The sequence below is a fragment of the Sphingopyxis sp. genome (genome assembly GCF_035565275.1).
Lineage (GTDB): Bacteria > Pseudomonadota > Alphaproteobacteria > Sphingomonadales > Sphingomonadaceae > Sphingopyxis.
The window spans coordinates 1-16,600 of sequence record NZ_DATMST010000231.1 but is presented as its reverse complement, the minus strand read 5'-3'; the positions used below and the strand labels follow the sequence as shown (position 1 = coordinate 16,600).

Here is a 16,600-nt window from a genome sequence, read left to right as displayed (position 1 = left end):
GCGGCAGCGCCTTTGCCGCGATCCGCGCGCAGCCCGCGGGCACGGTGCAGGGGCGCATCCGCATCACCGAGCAGGGCGAGGTGATCGCGGCGAAATATGGCACTGCGGCGAGCGCGGCGACCAACCTCGAGGCGATGGTGTCGGCGAGCCTGCTCGCGAGCCTTGAGCCCGAGGCGCTGAGCGAGACGGATGCGGCGCGCTTTACCGCGGCGATGGACCAGCTTTCGGACGGCGCTTTCGCCGCCTATCGCGGGCTCGTTTACGACACGCCGGCGTTCAAGGATTTCTTTCGCGCGATGACCCCGATCGCCGAGATCGCGACGCTGAAGATCGGGTCGCGGCCGTCGAGCCGTACCAAGTCGAGCGCGATCGAGGATCTGCGCGCGATCCCGTGGGTGTTCAGCTGGGCACAGTCGCGCGCGATGCTGCCTGGCTGGTACGGCACCGGCGAGGGCTTTGCGGCGTTCGAGGACAAGGCACTGCTCGCCGACATGGCGGCGGGCTGGCCGTTTTTCGCGGCGCTGCTCGGCAATATGGAGATGGTGCTCGCGAAATCCGACATGGGGATCGCGGCGCGCTACGCCGAGCTCGCGGCGGGCATCGGCGGGCATGACGCGATCTTTGGCCGCATCCGCGATGGCTGGAACCGCGCGCATGACGGGCTGCTCGACATTACCGGCCAGACGCGGCTGCTCGAAAAGAACCCCGCGCTCGAGGCGTCGATCCGGTTGCGCCTGCCCTATATCGAACCGCTCAACCTGCTCCAGATCGAACTGATGAAACGCCACCGCGCGGGGGAGACCGACCCGCGCATCGCCGAGGGTATCCAGCTGACGATCAATGCGATCGCGACGGCGCTCAGGAATAGCGGATAATAGGTGAACCCCGGCGAAAGCCGGGGTCCAGCGGCGACACGGAATTCCGGGCCCCAGCTTTCGCCGGGGTGCACGAAAGTCAGACCTTCGTGATCACCACCTCACCCTTGGCGTTCGCGCCGTCGGGAGCGAAGTTGATCCGGAAATCGGCGCCATCCTTGTCCTTGCCCGCGAGCGTGTCGCCGCTCCGCGTGACCTTGACGCCCTTCTGCGCGAATTCGCCCGCCATCCAGTCGGCGGCCTTGGTGGGCGGGGCAGGCGAGGTGAATCCGAGTTTGACTGTCGCCTTGTCGGCGCCACCCTTGTCGCTCGCATCGACGTCGACCTTGGTGACCTTGCTGCCGGGATAGAGTTTTACGCCGTCGATATCGAAATCACTCTCGATATCGAGATCGACGAAATCGGGGATGTCGACGTCAATCGCAACGCCCTCGCCGCCGATCTTGAGATTGCCGCCGTCCTTGCCCGTCCGGATCTTGACGCCGCCGCCATCGCCGCCGGCGTTGATCGAGACCTGGGTGCCCTCATCGGCCTTCTTCTCCTCCGACCCGCAGGCGGCAAGGAGCATCATCGGGGGGATCAGGAACGCAAGACGCATCGACAATCTCCTTGGTGCATTAGCTATATAATACACCTTGAGGTTGATCGAGTCAATTTCCGTAAATCATCATGCCGGGCTTGATCCGGCATCCATCCCGCAGCCCGGTCGTGGCCCCGAATCAAATCCGGGGTCCACGAGGGAAGGATCAGGCGTCGATGCTGGTCCCGACATTCCCGTGCACCAGCCCGCCGTCGACGGTGATCGTATCGCCGACGACATAGTCGCCCGCCTTCGACGCGAGGAAGATCGCGGCGCCTGCCATATCCTCGGGAACGCCGATGCGCTTGGTCGGGATGCTCTTGGCGACCGAATCGCCATGGTCGCGCGCAGCCTTGTTCATGTCCGACTGGAACGCGCCCGGCGCGATCGCGGTGACCAGGATATGGTCACTGACCAGTCGCGCGGCGAGACGCTTGGTAAGATAGAGGATCGCCGCCTTCGACGCGTGATAGCTATAGGTTTCCCACGGGTTGAGCCGCTGGCCATCGATCGAGCCGATGTTGATCACCTTTGCCGGCCGGTCGTGCGAGCCGCCGGCTTTCAGGAGCCCGTGCAGCGCCTGCGTCAGGAAGAAGGGCGATTTGACGTTGATGTCCATCACCTTGTCCCAGCCCGCTTCGGGGAAACCCTCGAAGGGTTCGCCCCATGCGGCGCCGGCGTTGTTGACGAGGATGTCGAGGCGTTCCTCGCGCGCTTCGAGTTCCTTGGCGAGCGCGCGGCAGCCCTCGACGGTCGCGAGATCGACGGGAAGGCCGATAACCTTGCCCGGATAGCGCGTTTCGAAATCGGCGACGGCTTCCTCGATCTGCGCGGTCTTGCGCGCCGAGATGTAGACGCGCGCGGCGCCCGCGGCGAGATACCCCTCGACGATCATCTTGCCGATGCCGCGCGAGCCGCCGGTAACGAGTGCGATGCGGCCGTCGAGGCCGAACATGTCCTGTAGATTCATTTATTCTCTCCCCGGCTCAATAGCCGTTCATGCGGGCAACCTGGTCGATGTGATAATGCACATCGCCCATATATTCGGCGAGCGCCCGGTCGCGTTTCATGTAGAGGCCGATGTCATATTCGTCGGTCATGCCGATACCGCCGTGCATCTGCACGCCTTCGCGTACCGCGAGGTTGGCGGCGCGGCCGGCCTTCGCCTTTGCGACCGAGACCATCAGCTTCGCACCGTCGCTACCCTGATCGAGCAGTTCCTGTGCCTTCATCACCGTGGCGCGCGCGACTTCCATCTCGCCATAGAGATGCGCGGCGCGGTGCTGGAGCCCCTGGAACTCGCCGATCAGCTTGCCGAACTGCTTGCGTTCCTTGAGGTAGGTGACGGTCATGTCCATCGCGCCCTGCCCGACGCCGACCATTTCGACGGCTGCGCCGGTGCGGGTGGCGGCGAGCAAAGCGTCGAGGATTTCGCCGCCGGCATCGACTTCGCCGATCACCGCGTCGGCATCGACCTCAACGCCGTCGAGCATGACATGGCTCGCAAGGCTGGAATCGACGAGGCGGCGCGGGTCAGCGGTGACGCCTTTGGCGTCCTTCGGAACCGCGAACAGGGTGATGCCGCCGTCGGTCTTCGCCGCGACGATGCTCATGTCGGCGACATGGCCGTGGAGGACGAAGCTCTTCTTGCCGTCGAGGCGGAAGCCGTTCCCGGCGCGCGTCGCGGTCGTTGCGATGCGCTCGGGGCGATGCTTCGCGCCCTCGTCGATCGCGAGCGCGACGATCGCCTCGCCGCTGGCAATTGCGGGAAGCCAGCGGCCCGCCTGCGTGCCGCCCGCTTTCGCGAGCGCGGCGACCGCGCCAACGCTGGTCGACAGGAAGGGCGAAGGGGTCAGGTTGCGGCCGATTTCCTCGAGTACGATGCCCGCTTCCATATGCCCCATGCCGAGCCCGCCATGCGCCTCGGGAACGAGCATGCCGGGCAGGCCCATTTCGGTGAACTGCGCCCAGAGATCGCGCGAGAAGCCGGTGGCGTCGGCAGAGTCACGCAATTTGCGCAAGTGCGAAACCGGCGCCTGTTCGGCCACGAAAGGCGCGACGCTGTCCTTGAGCATCGCCTGGTCGTCATTGTGATACAAAGGCATGGGTCAGGCTCCGGGCAGGTCGAGGATACGCTTGGCGATGACGTTGAGCATGACTTCGCTCGTCCCGCCTTCGATCGAATTGGCCTTGGTGCGCAGCCAGCCCCGCGCCCGCGCGCCGCCCTTGGTCTCTTCGCTGTCCCATTCGAGCGCCTCGCTGCCGCCGCCCGACATCACCAGTTCGTGGCGGCGCTTGTTGAGTTCGGTCCCGACATATTTCATCATGTTCGACGACGCCGGATGCGCGCGGCCGGTTTTCCACATGTCCATGAAACGCTCGCCCATCGCGCGGTACGCAAAGACATCGACGTCGAACGCCGCCATTTCGGCGCGCAATATCGGGTCGTCGAGTTCGCCCGCTTCATTCTTGCCGATCGCCTTCGCAAAGGCGCCGCCGATGCTAAGCATGTCGCCGCCCGCGCCGCCGCCCGAGATCATCTCGCGTTCGTGGCCGAGCAGATATTTGGCGACGTCCCAGCCGCGGTTGATCTCACCCACATATTGCGTCTTCGGCACTTCGACATCGTCGAAGAAGGTTTCGCAGAAAGGCGAGTTGCCCGAAATCAGCAGGATCGGCTTGGTCGTGACGCCCTTGCTCTCCATGTCGAAGAGCATGAAGGTGATGCCCTGATACTTGTTCGCCTTGTCGGTGCGGACGAGGCAGAAGATCCAGTCGGCCTTGTCGGCATAGCTCGTCCATATCTTCGATCCGTTGACGACCCAATGATCGCCCTTGTCCTCGCCGAAGGTCTGCAAGGAAACGAGATCGCTGCCCGAGCCCGGTTCCGAATAGCCCTGACACCAGCGGATTTCCCCGCGCGCGATCGGGTTCAGATACTGGACCTTCTGCTCTTCGGTGCCGAATTGCAGCAGCGCGGGGCCGAGCATCCAGATGCCGAAGCTGTCGAGCGGCGAGCGCGCCTTGATGCGCTTCATTTCCTGTTTGAGGATCTTGGTCTGCTCTGCCGTCAGCCCGGCACCGCCATAGGGTTTCGGCCAGTCGGGCACGGTGTAGCCTTTGGCAACGCAGGCATCGAGCCACGCTTTCTGGGCGTCATTCTTGAATTTGAAATTGCGCCCGCCCCAGCAGACGTCGTCTTCGTCGCGGATCGGTTCGCGCATTTCGGCGGGGCAGTTAGCCTCCAGCCATTCGCGCACCCCGGTGCGGAAAGCGTCCAGTTCGCTCATCCTTTTGGCTCCTCTTCTGCGGCCAAATCTACGTCCGCTTCGCTGGTTTACGCAAGCGTCAACTTGGAGAAACAGGCCTGCCCTTACGGCGCCGTAGCGTCCGACAAGCCGCCGTTGACGCGTCACCTTTGGCGCCTAAGCTAAGTGGCAAAAGAAAACGGGAGAATGGTTTCATGCGATTCGCAGGCAAGGTTGCCGTCGTCACGGGTGCAGCATCGGGAATCGGCAAAGCTGCGGTGCTGAAGCTCGCGAGCGAGGGCGCGCATGTTTTCGCCGCCGACATCGACGAGGCGGGCGGGCGGGCGCTCGCCGCCGCATCGAATGGCAAGATCGACTTCGCCCGCTGCGATGTGACGAAGCCGGCCGATATCGAAGCGCTGATGAACGAAGCCGCAGCCAGGGCGGGCGGTATCGACATTGTCTTCAACAATGCCGCAGCCGGCGGCGACCGCGCGCCGATCGACGAGATCAGCCCCGAAGGCTGGGACCGGACGATGGATCTGGTGCTGAAATCGGTCGCGATGGGCATCCGCTATGCCGCGCCGCATATGAAGGGCCGCAAGGGCGCGTCGATCGTCAACACCGCGAGCGTCGCGGCGCTCGGCGCGGGCTATTCGCCGATCGCCTATGCCGTCGCAAAGGCGGGTGTGCTGCATCTCTCGAAGGTCGCGGCCACCGATCTCGCGCAATACGGGATCCGCGTAAACGCCATCTGTCCGGGCTTTATCAATACCAATATCTTCACCGCCTCGCTCGACGTACCGGGCGAGTTCAAGGCGCAGGCCAATGAAGTGATTGCGCAGATGAGCGCGAACGCGCAGCCGGTCGCGCGCGGCGGCCAGCCCGAGGATATCGCGAACGCGGTGGCTTACCTCGCCAGCGAGGAGTCGAGCTTCATGACGGGAACGCACCTGCTCGTCGACGGCGGGCTGACAATCGGCCAGCGGCACGCATGGGACAAGGAAACGCCGGGCATGTTCGACGCCCTGCTGGCAATGGAGGAAGCGGCGAAAGCCGGAGCCGGCGCGTGAGCACGGCAAGCGCGGCGGCGCCGAAGGCCGAACGCCTGCCCGTCTGGCTGAAGGCGACGCACGGCTTGGGCAGCATCGCCTATGGCGTCAAGGACAACGGCTTTTCGACCTTCCTGCTGCTCTTCTACAATCAGGTGATCGGGCTCGACGCCGGGATCGTCGGTGCCGCGATCATGGTCGCGCTGATCGCCGACGCGTTCGTCGATCCGGTGATCGGCGAACTCACCGACCGCACGCGCAGCCGCTGGGGCCGGCGGCTGCCGTGGCTTTACGGCGCGCCGATTCCGCTCGCGATCATGTGGATGCTGCTGTGGCACCCGCCCGGGATGAGCGATGCGATGACCGTCGTCTGGCTGATCGGCTTTGCAATCATCGTCCGTTCGCTGGTATCGATGTGCGAAGTACCGTCGGTCGCGATCGTTCCCGAACTGACCGCCGATTATGACGAGCGCACAGCTGTCATGCGTTACCGCTTCCTGTTCGGCTGGGGCGGCGGGCTGCTGATCCTTCTGCTTGCCTACGGCGTCTTTTTCGGCGGCGCAAAAGGGCTCGTCGATCCCGATGGCTATTTCCCCTACGCGCTGACCGGCGCGCTCTTGATGGCGGGGGCAGTGATGCTGTCGGCGGCGGGGCAGCACAGCCGCATCGCGGTGTCGAATGTCGCCGACGTCAAGCCCGCAACCACGCTGCGCCAGATCTTGGGCGAGATGCGCGACACGCTGTCGAACCGTGCCTTCCTGTGGCTGGTGTTTGCGGCGCTGTTCGGCTTCGTCAATCAGGGCATCACCTTTTCGATGAACAATTATCTGCTCGGCTTCTTCTGGCAGTTCACGCAGGGCGAGATGGTCGCCTATGTCTTCCTGCTGTTCGGCACGATGATCGCGGCCTTCCTGATCGTCGCGCCGATGTCGGCGAAGCTCGGCAAGCGCGACGGCGCGATCGTCGCAGGGGCGATCGCGTTGCTGGTCAACAGCGGCATCTATTTCGCGTGGATTCAGGGCGTGTTTCCCGGCCTGCCGGGCAAGCCCAGCGTCGCGGCGATGTTCGCGCTGGTGTTCGTGTCCAATACCTTCTCGATCATCCTGATGATCCTGTCGTCGTCGATGATGGCCGATGTCGTCGAAGCGTCGCAGAGCGAGACCGGGCGCCGGTCCGAAGGGCTGTTCTTCGCCGGCTATTTCTTCATGCAGAAATGCGCGACCGGCATCGGCATCTTCGTCGCGGGGCTGATCCTGTCCTTCGCGGCTTTTCCGGCGAATGCAAAGCCGGGCGAGGTGGGCGCGGGCGTGCTGGGCAATCTTGCGCTCGGCTACGCGCTCGCCATCCTCGTCATCGGCACGCTGGGGTTGATCGTGATGCGCAAGTTCCCGATCTCGCGCGCCGATCATGAGGCCCGGCTGGCCCTGCTCGACGACGCCGCACGCGGCGAACCTGACGCGAGTGGTGCGCATCCGTAAGCGAAAAGTGCGCCGCGTGACCAAATGAGGTAATTTCAGGTCGGCAGGACTTGGCAAGGCCGTCGAATCGGTCCAAGGGTTTACGTGAACGTAAAGGGAAGGAAGCGCAGATGGATTTCGATCTCACCGACCGGCAGGTCTACTGGCGCGATCGGGTGCGCGATTTCATCGAGCGCAAGGTTCGCCCCGCCGTCCCCGCCTATTACGAACAGGACAAGGCGGGTGACCGCTGGAAGGTGATCCAGATCGTCGAGGATCTGAAGGCCGAGGCGAAGGATGCCGGCATCTGGAACCTGTTCATGCCGCCGCGCAGCAGCGTGCATCACCATGTCGACGAGACATTCGAGTTCGAGGGCCCGGGCCTGACCAACCTCGAATATGCGCTGTGCGCCGAGGAAATGGGCCGCATCGGCTTTGCGAGCGAGGTGTTCAACTGCTCGGCGCCCGACACCGGCAATATGGAAGTGTTCCACCGCTACGGCACGCGCGCGCAGAAGGACAAATATCTCGGCCGGCTGATGAACGGCGAGATCCGCTCGGCCTTCCTGATGACCGAACCGCAGGTCGCCTCGTCCGACGCGACCAACATCGAAACCCGCATCGAACGCGACGGCGACGATTATGTGATCAACGGCACCAAATGGTGGTCGTCGGGTGCGGGCGATCCGCGCTGCGAAGTCGCGATCGTGATGGGCAAGACCGATTTCGCCGCGAAACGTCACGCGCAGCAGTCGATGGTGCTGATGCCGCTCGGCGCGCCGGGGGTGAACATCAAGCGTCATTTGCCCGTCTTCGGCTACGACGACGCGCCGCACGGTCATATGGAAATCGAACTGAAGGACGTGCGCGTCAACGCCGAGGAGGCGATGCTGCTCGGCGAAGGTCGCGGATTCGAGATCGCGCAGGGGCGCCTCGGGCCGGGCCGTATTCACCACTGCATGCGCACGATCGGCGTCGCCGAGGAAGCGATCGCCAAGATGGCGAAGCGGCTGCAGTCGCGCGTCGCGTTCGGCAAGAAGATCGCCGAATACAGCATCTGGGAGCATCGTCTGGCGCGGGCGCGCATCGACATCGAAATGACGCGCCTGCTTTGCCTGAAGGCCGCCGACATGATGGACAAGGTCGGCAACAAGTCGGCCGCAGCCGAAATTGCGATGATCAAGGTGCAGGCGCCGAACATGGCGCTGAAGATCATCGACGATGCGATCCAGGCGCATGGCGCCGGCGGCGTGTCCGAGGATTTCGGGCTGGCCAAGGCCTATGCGCATCAACGGACCTTGCGGCTCGCCGACGGTCCCGACGAAGTCCACGAACGCGCGATCGCCCGCATCGAATTCGCCAAGCACAGCGATGCGAGCGAGCCGGGCTTCTCGTCGGGCGACATCGGCGCTTCGCGTTAAAATCCACCCTGTTGCCGTTCGTGCCGCTCATCGGCACGAACGGCAAATCTCTCATATGGAGAGCATGAATGACCAAAGCCGCGATTCTGATCGAACCGGGCAAATCGCTGTCGATCGAGGATGTCGTGATCGCCGACTGCGGCCCGCACGAGGTGCGCATCCGCACCGCTGCCTGCGGGCTTTGCCATTCGGACCTGCATTTCATCGACGGCGCCTATCCGCACCCGCTGCCCGCGATCCCCGGCCATGAAGCCGCGGGCATCGTCGAGGCGGTCGGCAGCGAGGTCCGCACGGTCAAGGTCGGCGACGCGGTCATCACTTGCCTGTCGGCTTTCTGCGGCCACTGCGAATTTTGCGTCAGCGGACGTATGTCTTTGTGCATGGGCGGCGATACACGCCGGCCGGCGGGATCGGCGCCGCGCATCACGCGGCCCGACGGGTCGCCGGTCAACCAGATGCTCAACCTCTCGGCCTTTGCCGAAACGATGATCGTCCACGAACATGCGTGCGTCGCGATCGATCCCGAGATGCCGCTCGACCGCGCCGCGGTGATCGGCTGCGCGGTGACGACGGGCGCGGGCACGATCTTCAACGCGTGCAAGGTCACGCCGGGCGAGACCGTCGCGGTGGTCGGCTGCGGCGGAGTGGGCCTCGCGACCATCAACGCCGCGAAGATCGCAGGTGCGGGGCGGATCATCGCCGCCGACCCGGTTCCAGAAAAGCGCGCGCTGGCGGTCAAGCTCGGCGCGACCGATGTCGTCGACGCGCTCGCCGACGATGCCGCGAAGCAGATCGTCGAGCTGACGAAGGGCGGTGTCGACCATGCGATCGAAGCCGTCGGGCGCCCGGCTTCGGCAAGCCTCGCGGTCGCCTCGCTCCGCCGCGGCGGGACCGCGACGATCCTCGGGATGATGCCGCTTGCCGAAAAGGTCGGCCTCAGCGCGATGGACTTGCTGTCGGGCAAAAAGTTGCAGGGCGCGATCATGGGTGGCAACCGCTTCCCGGTCGATATCCCGCGCCTCGTCGATTTCTATCTGCGCGGGCTGCTCGACCTCGACAGCATCGTCGCCGAGACGATTCCGCTCGCCAAGGTCAACGAAGGTTTCGACAAGATGCGAAAGGGCGACGCCGCGCGGTCGGTGATCGTATTCGACCAATGACGCTCGACGCACAAAAGGCATTCAGCGGCACCGTTGCCCCCGAGGGCGCCGATGTGCTTGACGAGGTGAAGCTGACGGCGTGGATGGAAGCGAATGTCGAAGGCTTCGAAGGCCCGCTGACCCAGAGCAAATTCGCCGGCGGCCAGTCGAACCCGACTTACAAGATTTCGGCGGCGTCCGGGAATTACGTCCTCCGCCGCAAACCCTATGGTCCGCTGCTTCCATCGGCGCATGCGGTCGACCGCGAATACAAGGTGCAAGCGGGGCTGCACAAGACGGGTTTCCCCGTCGCCCGGCAGTACGGCCTGTGTACCGATGACGATGTCGTCGGCAGCTGGTTCTATGTGATGGGGATGGTCGACGGGCAGACGATCTGGGACGGCGCGATGCCGGGATCGACCCCCGAAAACCGCCGCGCGACCTATGAGGCGATGATCGACACGCTTGCGGCGTTGCACAGCGTCGATGTCGAGGCGGCGGGGCTCTCGGACTTCGGCAAGCCCGGCAATTATTTCGGGCGGCAGGTCGACCGCTGGACCAAGCAATATCGCCTCGCCGAAACCGAGACGATGGACGAGATGGAGCAGCTGATCGCCTGGCTGCCCGCGACCTTGCCCGAACAGACGCGCACCAGCGTCGTCCACGGCGACTATCGCATCGACAATATGATCTATGCGAAGGACCGGCCCGAAGTGCTCGCGGTGCTCGACTGGGAGCTGTCGACGCTCGGCGATCCGCTCGCCGATTTCACTTATGTCGCGATGGCTTGGGTCACCGAGAATGGCGGACGGTCGGGTGTGATGGACCTCGACCGCAAGGCGCTCGGCATTCCCGAACTCGACGAGATGGTCGAGCGTTATTGCGCCGCCACCGGCCGCGACGGCGTGCCCGACATGAACTGGTATTTCGCGTACAACTTCTTCCGCCTCGCGGGCATTATCCAGGGCATCAAGAAGCGCGTGATCGAGGGCACCGCTTCGTCGCAGCATGCGAGGGACATGTCCGAACGCGTCCGCCCGCTCGCCGAAAAGGCGTGGGACTTTGCACGAAAGGCCGGCGCATGAGCCTGTTCGACATGACGGGGCAGGTTGCACTGATCACCGGATCGTCGCGCGGTATCGGCAAGGCGACGGCCGAGGCGATGGCCGAGCAGGGCGCGAAGGTTGTGATTTCGAGCCGCAAGCAGGACGCCTGCGACGCGACGGCGGCGGAGATCAACGCAAGATTCGGCGCGGGCACCGCGATTTCGGTCGCCGCCAATATCTCGTCGAAGGACGATCTGCAGAATCTGGTGAACGAGACGCGCGCTGCCTTCGACAAGATCACCGCGCTTGTCTGCAACGCCGCGTCGAACCCCTATTACGGCCCCGGGCTGGGGATCAGCGACGACCAGTTCCGCAAGATCATGGACAATAATATCCTGTCCAACCACTGGCTGATCACGATGGTCGCGCCCGAAATGCTCGAACGCGGCGAAGGGTCGATCACGATCATCAGCTCGATCGGCGGGCTGAAAGGATCACCGATCATCGGCGCCTACGGCATCTCTAAAGCCGCCGACATGCAGGTCGCGCGCAATTTTTCGGTCGAGTTCGGGCCGCGCGGCGTGCGCGTCAACTGCATCGCGCCGGGACTTGTCCGCACCGACATGGCACGCGCTTTGTGGGAAAATGAAGAGAATCTGCGGCGTTCGACCGCCGCCTCGACGCTGAAGCGTATCGGCGAACCGCACGAGATCGCGGGCGCCGCGGTCTTCCTTGCCAGCAAGGCGGGGGCATTCACCACCGGCCAGACCATCGTATGCGATGGCGGAGCCACGATTTCGGGAGGCGCATGATGGGCGCGTTGGACGGCAAGATTGCGATCATCACGGGTGCCGGAAGCGGCATCGGCCGCGCGAGCGCGCTGCGCTTCGCCGCCGAGGGCGCGAAGCTCGTCATCGGCGACAAGACCGCCGCAGTGCATGAGACCGCCAAGCTGGTGAAGGATGCCGGCGGCGAAGTCGTCGCGCTGGAGATCGACGCGGGCGTCGAGGCCGATGTGGCCTCGCTCGTCGCGGCCGCGAAGGACAGCTATGGCGGCCTCGACGTCGCTTTCGCCAATGCCGGGATCATCGGCGACATGGGCGGCGTTTTCGATTTCGACCCCGCAGCGTGGGCCGAGACGCTGCGCGTCAATCTGATCGGTCCCGCGCTGATGGTGAAGCATGCCGGCAAGGCGATGGTCGATCAGGGCCGCGGCGGCGCGATCGTGCTGACCGCGAGCGTCGCGGGGCTGAATTCGGGCGCGGGCCCGGGGGCTTACTCGGCGTCGAAAGCGGGGGTAATCAACCTTGCCAAGGTCGCGGCGCAACAGCTGTCGACGAGCGGCGTGCGCGTCAACGCAGTGTGTCCCGGCCTGACCGAAACGGGGATGACCAAGCCGACCTTCGATTATGCGAAGGCCAAGGAAGTCACGCACAAGCTCGGCCAGCTCAATCCGCTCCGCCGCGCGGCGCAGCCCGAGGAGCTTGCCAATGTGGCGCTGTTCCTTGCGAGCGATCAGGCAAGCTATGTCAACGGACAGGCGATCGCGGTCGATGGCGGGCTGACCAGTTCGCATCCCGTGACGCGCCAGTTGCTTGGCCAAACCTCGCACTGATAGGTCGCATATATGGCACATGGATTCGATACCGCGCGGCTCGACCGCATTCCCGCCTTTCTCGCCGCGAAATATGTCGACACCGGCCGACTGCCGCACGCGGCGACGCTCGTGTCGCGGCGTGGCGAGATTGCGCATCTGTCGTGCATCGGCGAGGCGCGGCCGGGCGAGGCGCTGAAAGAGGATGCGATCTTCCGCATTGCGAGCATGACCAAGCCGATCACCAGCATTGCCTTCATGATGCTGATCGAAGAGGGCAAGGTCGCTTTGTCGGATCCGCTGGTGAAGTTCTGCCCCGAGTTCAGGGATACCGGCGTCTTCGTCGCAGGCGGCGGCAACGTTCCCTTCCTGACGCGGCCCCCCGCTTCTCCGATCCGCATGGTCGACGTTTTGCGCCATACCGCGGGCTTCACCTATGGGTTTCAGGAACGCACGCCGGTCGACGCGGCGTATCGCAAGGCGCGGATCGACGATTTCGACGCCGATTACACGATGGACAGCTTCATCGCCGACCTCGCGAAAATCCCGTTGCAGTTCGACCCCGGCGCACACTGGAATTATTCGATGGCGACCGATGTGCTCGGCGCGGTGATCGAACGCATCGAGGGCAAACCCTTTGCGCAGGTGTTGCAGGAGCGCATCTTCGGGCCGCTCGGGATGGTCGACACCGGGTTCAAGGTCCCCGCCGACCGGCAGCACCGGCTGACCGACGCCTATGCCTTTCACCCAAAGGAGAAGAAGCAGGATTTCGACGGTGGCGCACGCAGCCGCTGGGCGAAGGATCGCAGCTTTCATTCGGGTGGCGGCGGGCTTGCCTCGACCCTCCACGACTATCATCGTTTCTGCCTGATGCTGCTCGGCGGCGGCGAGCTGGAGGGCATGCGGATCATCAGCCGCAAGACATTGGACCTGATGACGTCGAACCACCTCGTTGGCGGCGGCGACCTGACGCAGCACAGCGTCGGCATCTTCAGCGAGGACGAGAATGCCGGGGTCGGATTCGGACTCGGCTTCGCGGTCACGCTCGACCCGGCGGCTGCCGGCATTCCGGGATCGGCAGGCGATTTCTACTGGGGCGGCATGTTCTCGACCGGCTTCTTCGTCGATCCGGTCGAAGAAATCTGCATGGTCTTCATGACCCAGCTGATGCCCTCCTCCACTTATCCCGTGCGGCGCGAGGTCAAGACGCTTGTCCACGCCGCAATCGATGACTGACATCCAGACCCAAGGAGTTCTCCCATGTCCGAAGATACCCCCGTTTCCGTCACGATGGAAAAGGATGGCGACGTCGCCGTCATCATCGTCAACAATCCGCCCGTCAACGCGCTGAGCTGGCACGTCCGGCAGGGGCTCGAAGACAATTTCGGCGCCGCGCTCGCCGATGACAGTGTCAAGGCGATCGTGCTGCGCTGCGCCGGCGCGACCTTCATCGCGGGCGCCGACATCAGCGAATTCGGCAAGCCGCCGCGCGGCCCCGACTTCAACGCGGTGCTCAACAGCATCGAAGCGGCGTCGAAGCCGGTCGTCGCGGCGATCCACGGGACTGCGCTGGGTGGCGGGCTCGAAACCGCACTCGTCTGCCATTACCGTGTCGCGGTGCCGTCGGCGAAGCTCGGCGTCCCCGAAGTCAAGCTCGGCCTGCTGCCCGGCGCGGGCGGCACGCAGCGCCTGCCGCGCGTCGTCGGCGTAGAGGCTGCGGCGACGATGACCTCGACCGGCGATCCGCTGCCTGCAGCCAAGGCGAAGGAACTTGGCCTCGTCGACGAACTCGCGGGCGAGGACAGCCTCGCTGCCGACGCGATCGCCTTTGCGCGCGCGAAGATCGCCGACGGTCCGCGCCCGACGCGCGAACGCCCGGTGTTCGGCGACGTCGCCGTGATCGAACAGCTGAAGACCGCCAACGCGAAGCGCTGGCGCGGGTTCGAGGCGCCTTACGCCAACCTCGCCTGCGTCGAGGCGGCGACGCGCCTTCCCTTCGTCGAAGGCCTCGCGTTCGAACGCGAGCAGTTCATGAAGCTGATGTTCGGCAGCCAGTCAGCGGCGCAGCGGCACATCTTCTTCGCCGAGCGCCAAGCCGCGAAGATCGACGGCCTGCCCAAGGACACGCAGCTGCGCGACATCAGGAAGGTCGGCGTGATCGGTGCCGGCACGATGGGCGGCGGGATCAGCATGAACTTCCTGCAGAAGGGCATTCCGGTCACGATCGTCGAGATGCAGCAGGAAGCGCTCGATCGCGGCACCGGCGTGATCCGCAGGAATTACGACGCATCGGCCGCCAAGGGCCGCTTCAAGCCCGAACAGGTCGACCAGATGATGGGCCTGCTGACGCCGAGCCTCAGCCTCGACGATCTTGCCGACTGCGACCTGATCATCGAGGCCGTCTATGAAAATATGGACGTCAAGAAGGACATCTTCGGTAAGCTCGACAAGATCGCCAAGCCCGGCGCGATCCTGGCATCGAACACCTCCTATCTCGACATCGACGAGATCGCGACCGCGACGAGCCGCCCCGGAGACGTGCTCGGCATGCATTTCTTCTCGCCCGCAAACGTCATGAAGCTGCTCGAGGTCGTGCGCGGCGAAAAGACCGCGCCCGACGCGCTGGCAACGGCGATGGCAATCGGCAAGAAGATCGGCAAGGTCGCGGTGGTCGCGGGCGTGTGCGACGGCTTCATCGGCAACCGCATGCTGAAGCCGCGCCAGATGGAAGCGATGAAGCTGTTGATGGAAGGCGCGACGCCGGCGCAGGTCGACAAGGTGCATGTCGAATTCGGCATGCCGATGGGGCCGTTCCAGATGTCCGACCTCGCAGGCGTCGACATCGGCTGGCACCGCGACCCGAACCGCATCGAAAGCATCCGCGACGCGCTCGCTGCCGAGGGTCGCTGGGGCCAGAAGAAGCAGGCGGGCTTCTATGATTATGACGACAAGCGCAATCCGTCGGAAAGCCCGCGCGTCGCAGAGATCATCGAGGAGTTCCGCAGCAAGGCGGGCGTCGAGAAGCGCGAGATCACCGATCAGGAGATCATCGAGCGCACGCTGTATCCGATGGTCAACGAAGGCGCCCTGATCCTGTCCGAAGGCAAGGCGCAGCGCGCGAGCGACATCGATGTTGTGTGGATCTATGGCTATGGCTGGCCGGTCTATCGCGGCGGTCCGATGTTCTGGGCCGGGCTGGAAGGCACCGACAAGATCGTCGCGGCGCTCGAGAAGCATGGCTTCGAGATCGCGCCGCTGCTCAAGGAAAAGGCGGAGGCGAAGTCGGGCTTCTAGGCCGCTTGAAAGATGAAGGTGAGGCCGCCTGTTCCCATGGGACAGGCGGCCTTGTGCGTTGCGCCGCGCCGAGGAATTCGGGCGATGATTATTTCTGCAGCGTCTTGATGATTGCCGAGAAGTCGCGGCCGTCCTTGTCGGCCTCGACGAAGGATTCATAAAGCTCGCGCGCTTTCGCCCCCATCGGGACGTCGGCATCGACGCTCGCTGCGGCCTCCATCGCGAGGCGCAGGTCCTTGAGCATCAGCGCCGCAGCGAAGCCGCCCTTGTAATCATTGTCGGCCGGTGTCGTCGGGCCGACACCGGGGAGCGGTGCATAGCTGGTGAGCGACCAGCATTGGCCGGACGATACACTGGCGATGTCGAAAAATTTCTGCGGATCGAGCCCCAATTTCTGTGCGAGCGCGAGCGTCTCGCACGTCGCGACCATCGAGGCGCCGAGGAGCATGTTGTTGCAGATTTTCGCGCCCTGTCCCGCCCCCGCATCGCCGGCATGAATCACCGCCTTGCCCATTTTGGCGAGGATCGGTTCGGCGCGCGCGAAGCCTGCATCGGTGCCGCCGACCATGAAAGTCAGCGTGCCGGCGTTGGCGGCGGCGATACCGCCCGAGACCGGCGCGTCGACCGCGACGAGGCCCTTGGCGGTCGCGGCGGCGATGTTCGAGCGCGCGGTCGCGACATCGATCGTCGAGCAATCGAGGAGCAGGGTGTCTGGCGCGGCGTTGGGGAAGACGTCGGCTTCATAGACCGACGCGACGTGCTTGCCCGCGGGGAGCATCGTCACGACGGCCTCGGCGCCGGTCACGGCTTCGGCTGTCGACGCGGCACGCGAACAGCCAGCTTCGACGGCGCGCGCGAGCGCTTCTTCGCTGAGGTCGAAGGCGCGCACCTCAT

At 64.6% G+C, this 16,600-nt stretch carries 15 protein-coding genes; 10 read left to right on the top strand and 5 right to left on the bottom strand.

What is annotated here, in order from left to right; translation table 11 throughout:
- Window positions 1–875: phosphoenolpyruvate carboxylase (locus tag VN047_RS15960; RefSeq protein WP_325544365.1), on the top strand; the 875-nt coding region annotated here is incomplete at its 5' end.
- A 79-nt stretch (window positions 876–954) separates the two neighbouring features.
- On the opposite strand, the gene VN047_RS15955 is transcribed toward VN047_RS15960, so the two are convergent.
- The 4 genes from VN047_RS15955 to VN047_RS15940 form a co-directional block, all read right to left on the bottom strand.
- A complete protein-coding gene (locus VN047_RS15955; RefSeq protein ID WP_325544363.1) occupies window positions 955–1,473 on the bottom strand; it encodes a hypothetical protein in 519 nt (172 codons plus the stop codon).
- A 148-nt stretch (window positions 1,474–1,621) separates the two neighbouring features.
- Window positions 1,622–2,425: an SDR family oxidoreductase gene (locus VN047_RS15950; RefSeq protein ID WP_325544361.1), complete on the bottom strand. Its 804-nt coding sequence runs from the start codon at window positions 2,423–2,425 to the stop codon at window positions 1,622–1,624.
- A gap of 16 nt (window positions 2,426–2,441) precedes the next feature.
- Window positions 2,442–3,560, bottom strand: a complete 1,119-nt coding sequence (locus VN047_RS15945; RefSeq protein ID WP_325544359.1) for an acyl-CoA dehydrogenase family protein — start codon at window positions 3,558–3,560, stop codon at window positions 2,442–2,444.
- A 3-nt stretch (window positions 3,561–3,563) separates the two neighbouring features.
- Entirely contained in the window at window positions 3,564–4,745 is a 1,182-nt protein-coding gene (locus VN047_RS15940; RefSeq protein ID WP_325544357.1) for an acyl-CoA dehydrogenase family protein, read from the bottom strand.
- 173 nt (window positions 4,746–4,918) lie between these two features.
- Here VN047_RS15940 and VN047_RS15935 point away from each other — a divergent pair, with 173 nt between their 5' ends.
- The 9 genes from VN047_RS15935 (at window position 4,919) to VN047_RS15895 (ending at window position 15,706) form a co-directional block, all read left to right on the top strand.
- Entirely contained in the window at window positions 4,919–5,776 is an 858-nt protein-coding gene (locus VN047_RS15935) for an SDR family oxidoreductase (RefSeq protein WP_325544356.1), read from the top strand.
- Complete coding sequence (locus VN047_RS15930; RefSeq protein WP_325544354.1) at window positions 5,773–7,233, top strand: MFS transporter; 1,461 nt, start codon at window positions 5,773–5,775, stop codon at window positions 7,231–7,233. The genes VN047_RS15935 and VN047_RS15930 overlap by 4 nt, the downstream gene beginning before the upstream one ends.
- A gap of 110 nt (window positions 7,234–7,343) precedes the next feature.
- Entirely contained in the window at window positions 7,344–8,633 is a 1,290-nt protein-coding gene (locus VN047_RS15925) for an acyl-CoA dehydrogenase family protein (RefSeq protein ID WP_325544353.1), read from the top strand.
- 68 nt (window positions 8,634–8,701) lie between these two features.
- Window positions 8,702–9,793, top strand: a complete 1,092-nt coding sequence (locus VN047_RS15920) for a Zn-dependent alcohol dehydrogenase (RefSeq protein WP_325544351.1) — start codon at window positions 8,702–8,704, stop codon at window positions 9,791–9,793.
- Window positions 9,790–10,857: a phosphotransferase family protein gene (locus tag VN047_RS15915; protein WP_325544349.1), complete on the top strand. Its 1,068-nt coding sequence runs from the start codon at window positions 9,790–9,792 to the stop codon at window positions 10,855–10,857. The genes VN047_RS15920 and VN047_RS15915 overlap by 4 nt, the downstream gene beginning before the upstream one ends.
- On the top strand, window positions 10,854–11,630 hold the full coding sequence (locus VN047_RS15910) for an SDR family oxidoreductase (protein WP_325544347.1): 777 nt from the start codon (window positions 10,854–10,856) through the stop codon (window positions 11,628–11,630). The genes VN047_RS15915 and VN047_RS15910 overlap by 4 nt, the downstream gene beginning before the upstream one ends.
- Entirely contained in the window at window positions 11,630–12,433 is an 804-nt protein-coding gene (locus VN047_RS15905) for an SDR family NAD(P)-dependent oxidoreductase (RefSeq protein WP_325544366.1), read from the top strand. The genes VN047_RS15910 and VN047_RS15905 overlap by 1 nt, the downstream gene beginning before the upstream one ends.
- Window positions 12,434–12,445: 12 nt before the next feature.
- On the top strand, window positions 12,446–13,648 hold the full coding sequence (locus tag VN047_RS15900) for a serine hydrolase domain-containing protein (RefSeq protein WP_325544345.1): 1,203 nt from the start codon (window positions 12,446–12,448) through the stop codon (window positions 13,646–13,648).
- Window positions 13,649–13,672: 24 nt separating this feature from the next.
- Window positions 13,673–15,706: a 3-hydroxyacyl-CoA dehydrogenase NAD-binding domain-containing protein gene (locus VN047_RS15895; protein ID WP_325544343.1), complete on the top strand. Its 2,034-nt coding sequence runs from the start codon at window positions 13,673–13,675 to the stop codon at window positions 15,704–15,706.
- A gap of 88 nt (window positions 15,707–15,794) precedes the next feature.
- On the opposite strand, the gene mmsB is transcribed toward VN047_RS15895, so the two are convergent.
- On the bottom strand, window positions 15,795–16,600 hold an 806-nt coding region (gene mmsB / locus VN047_RS15890), incomplete at its 5' end, for a 3-hydroxyisobutyrate dehydrogenase (RefSeq protein WP_325544341.1).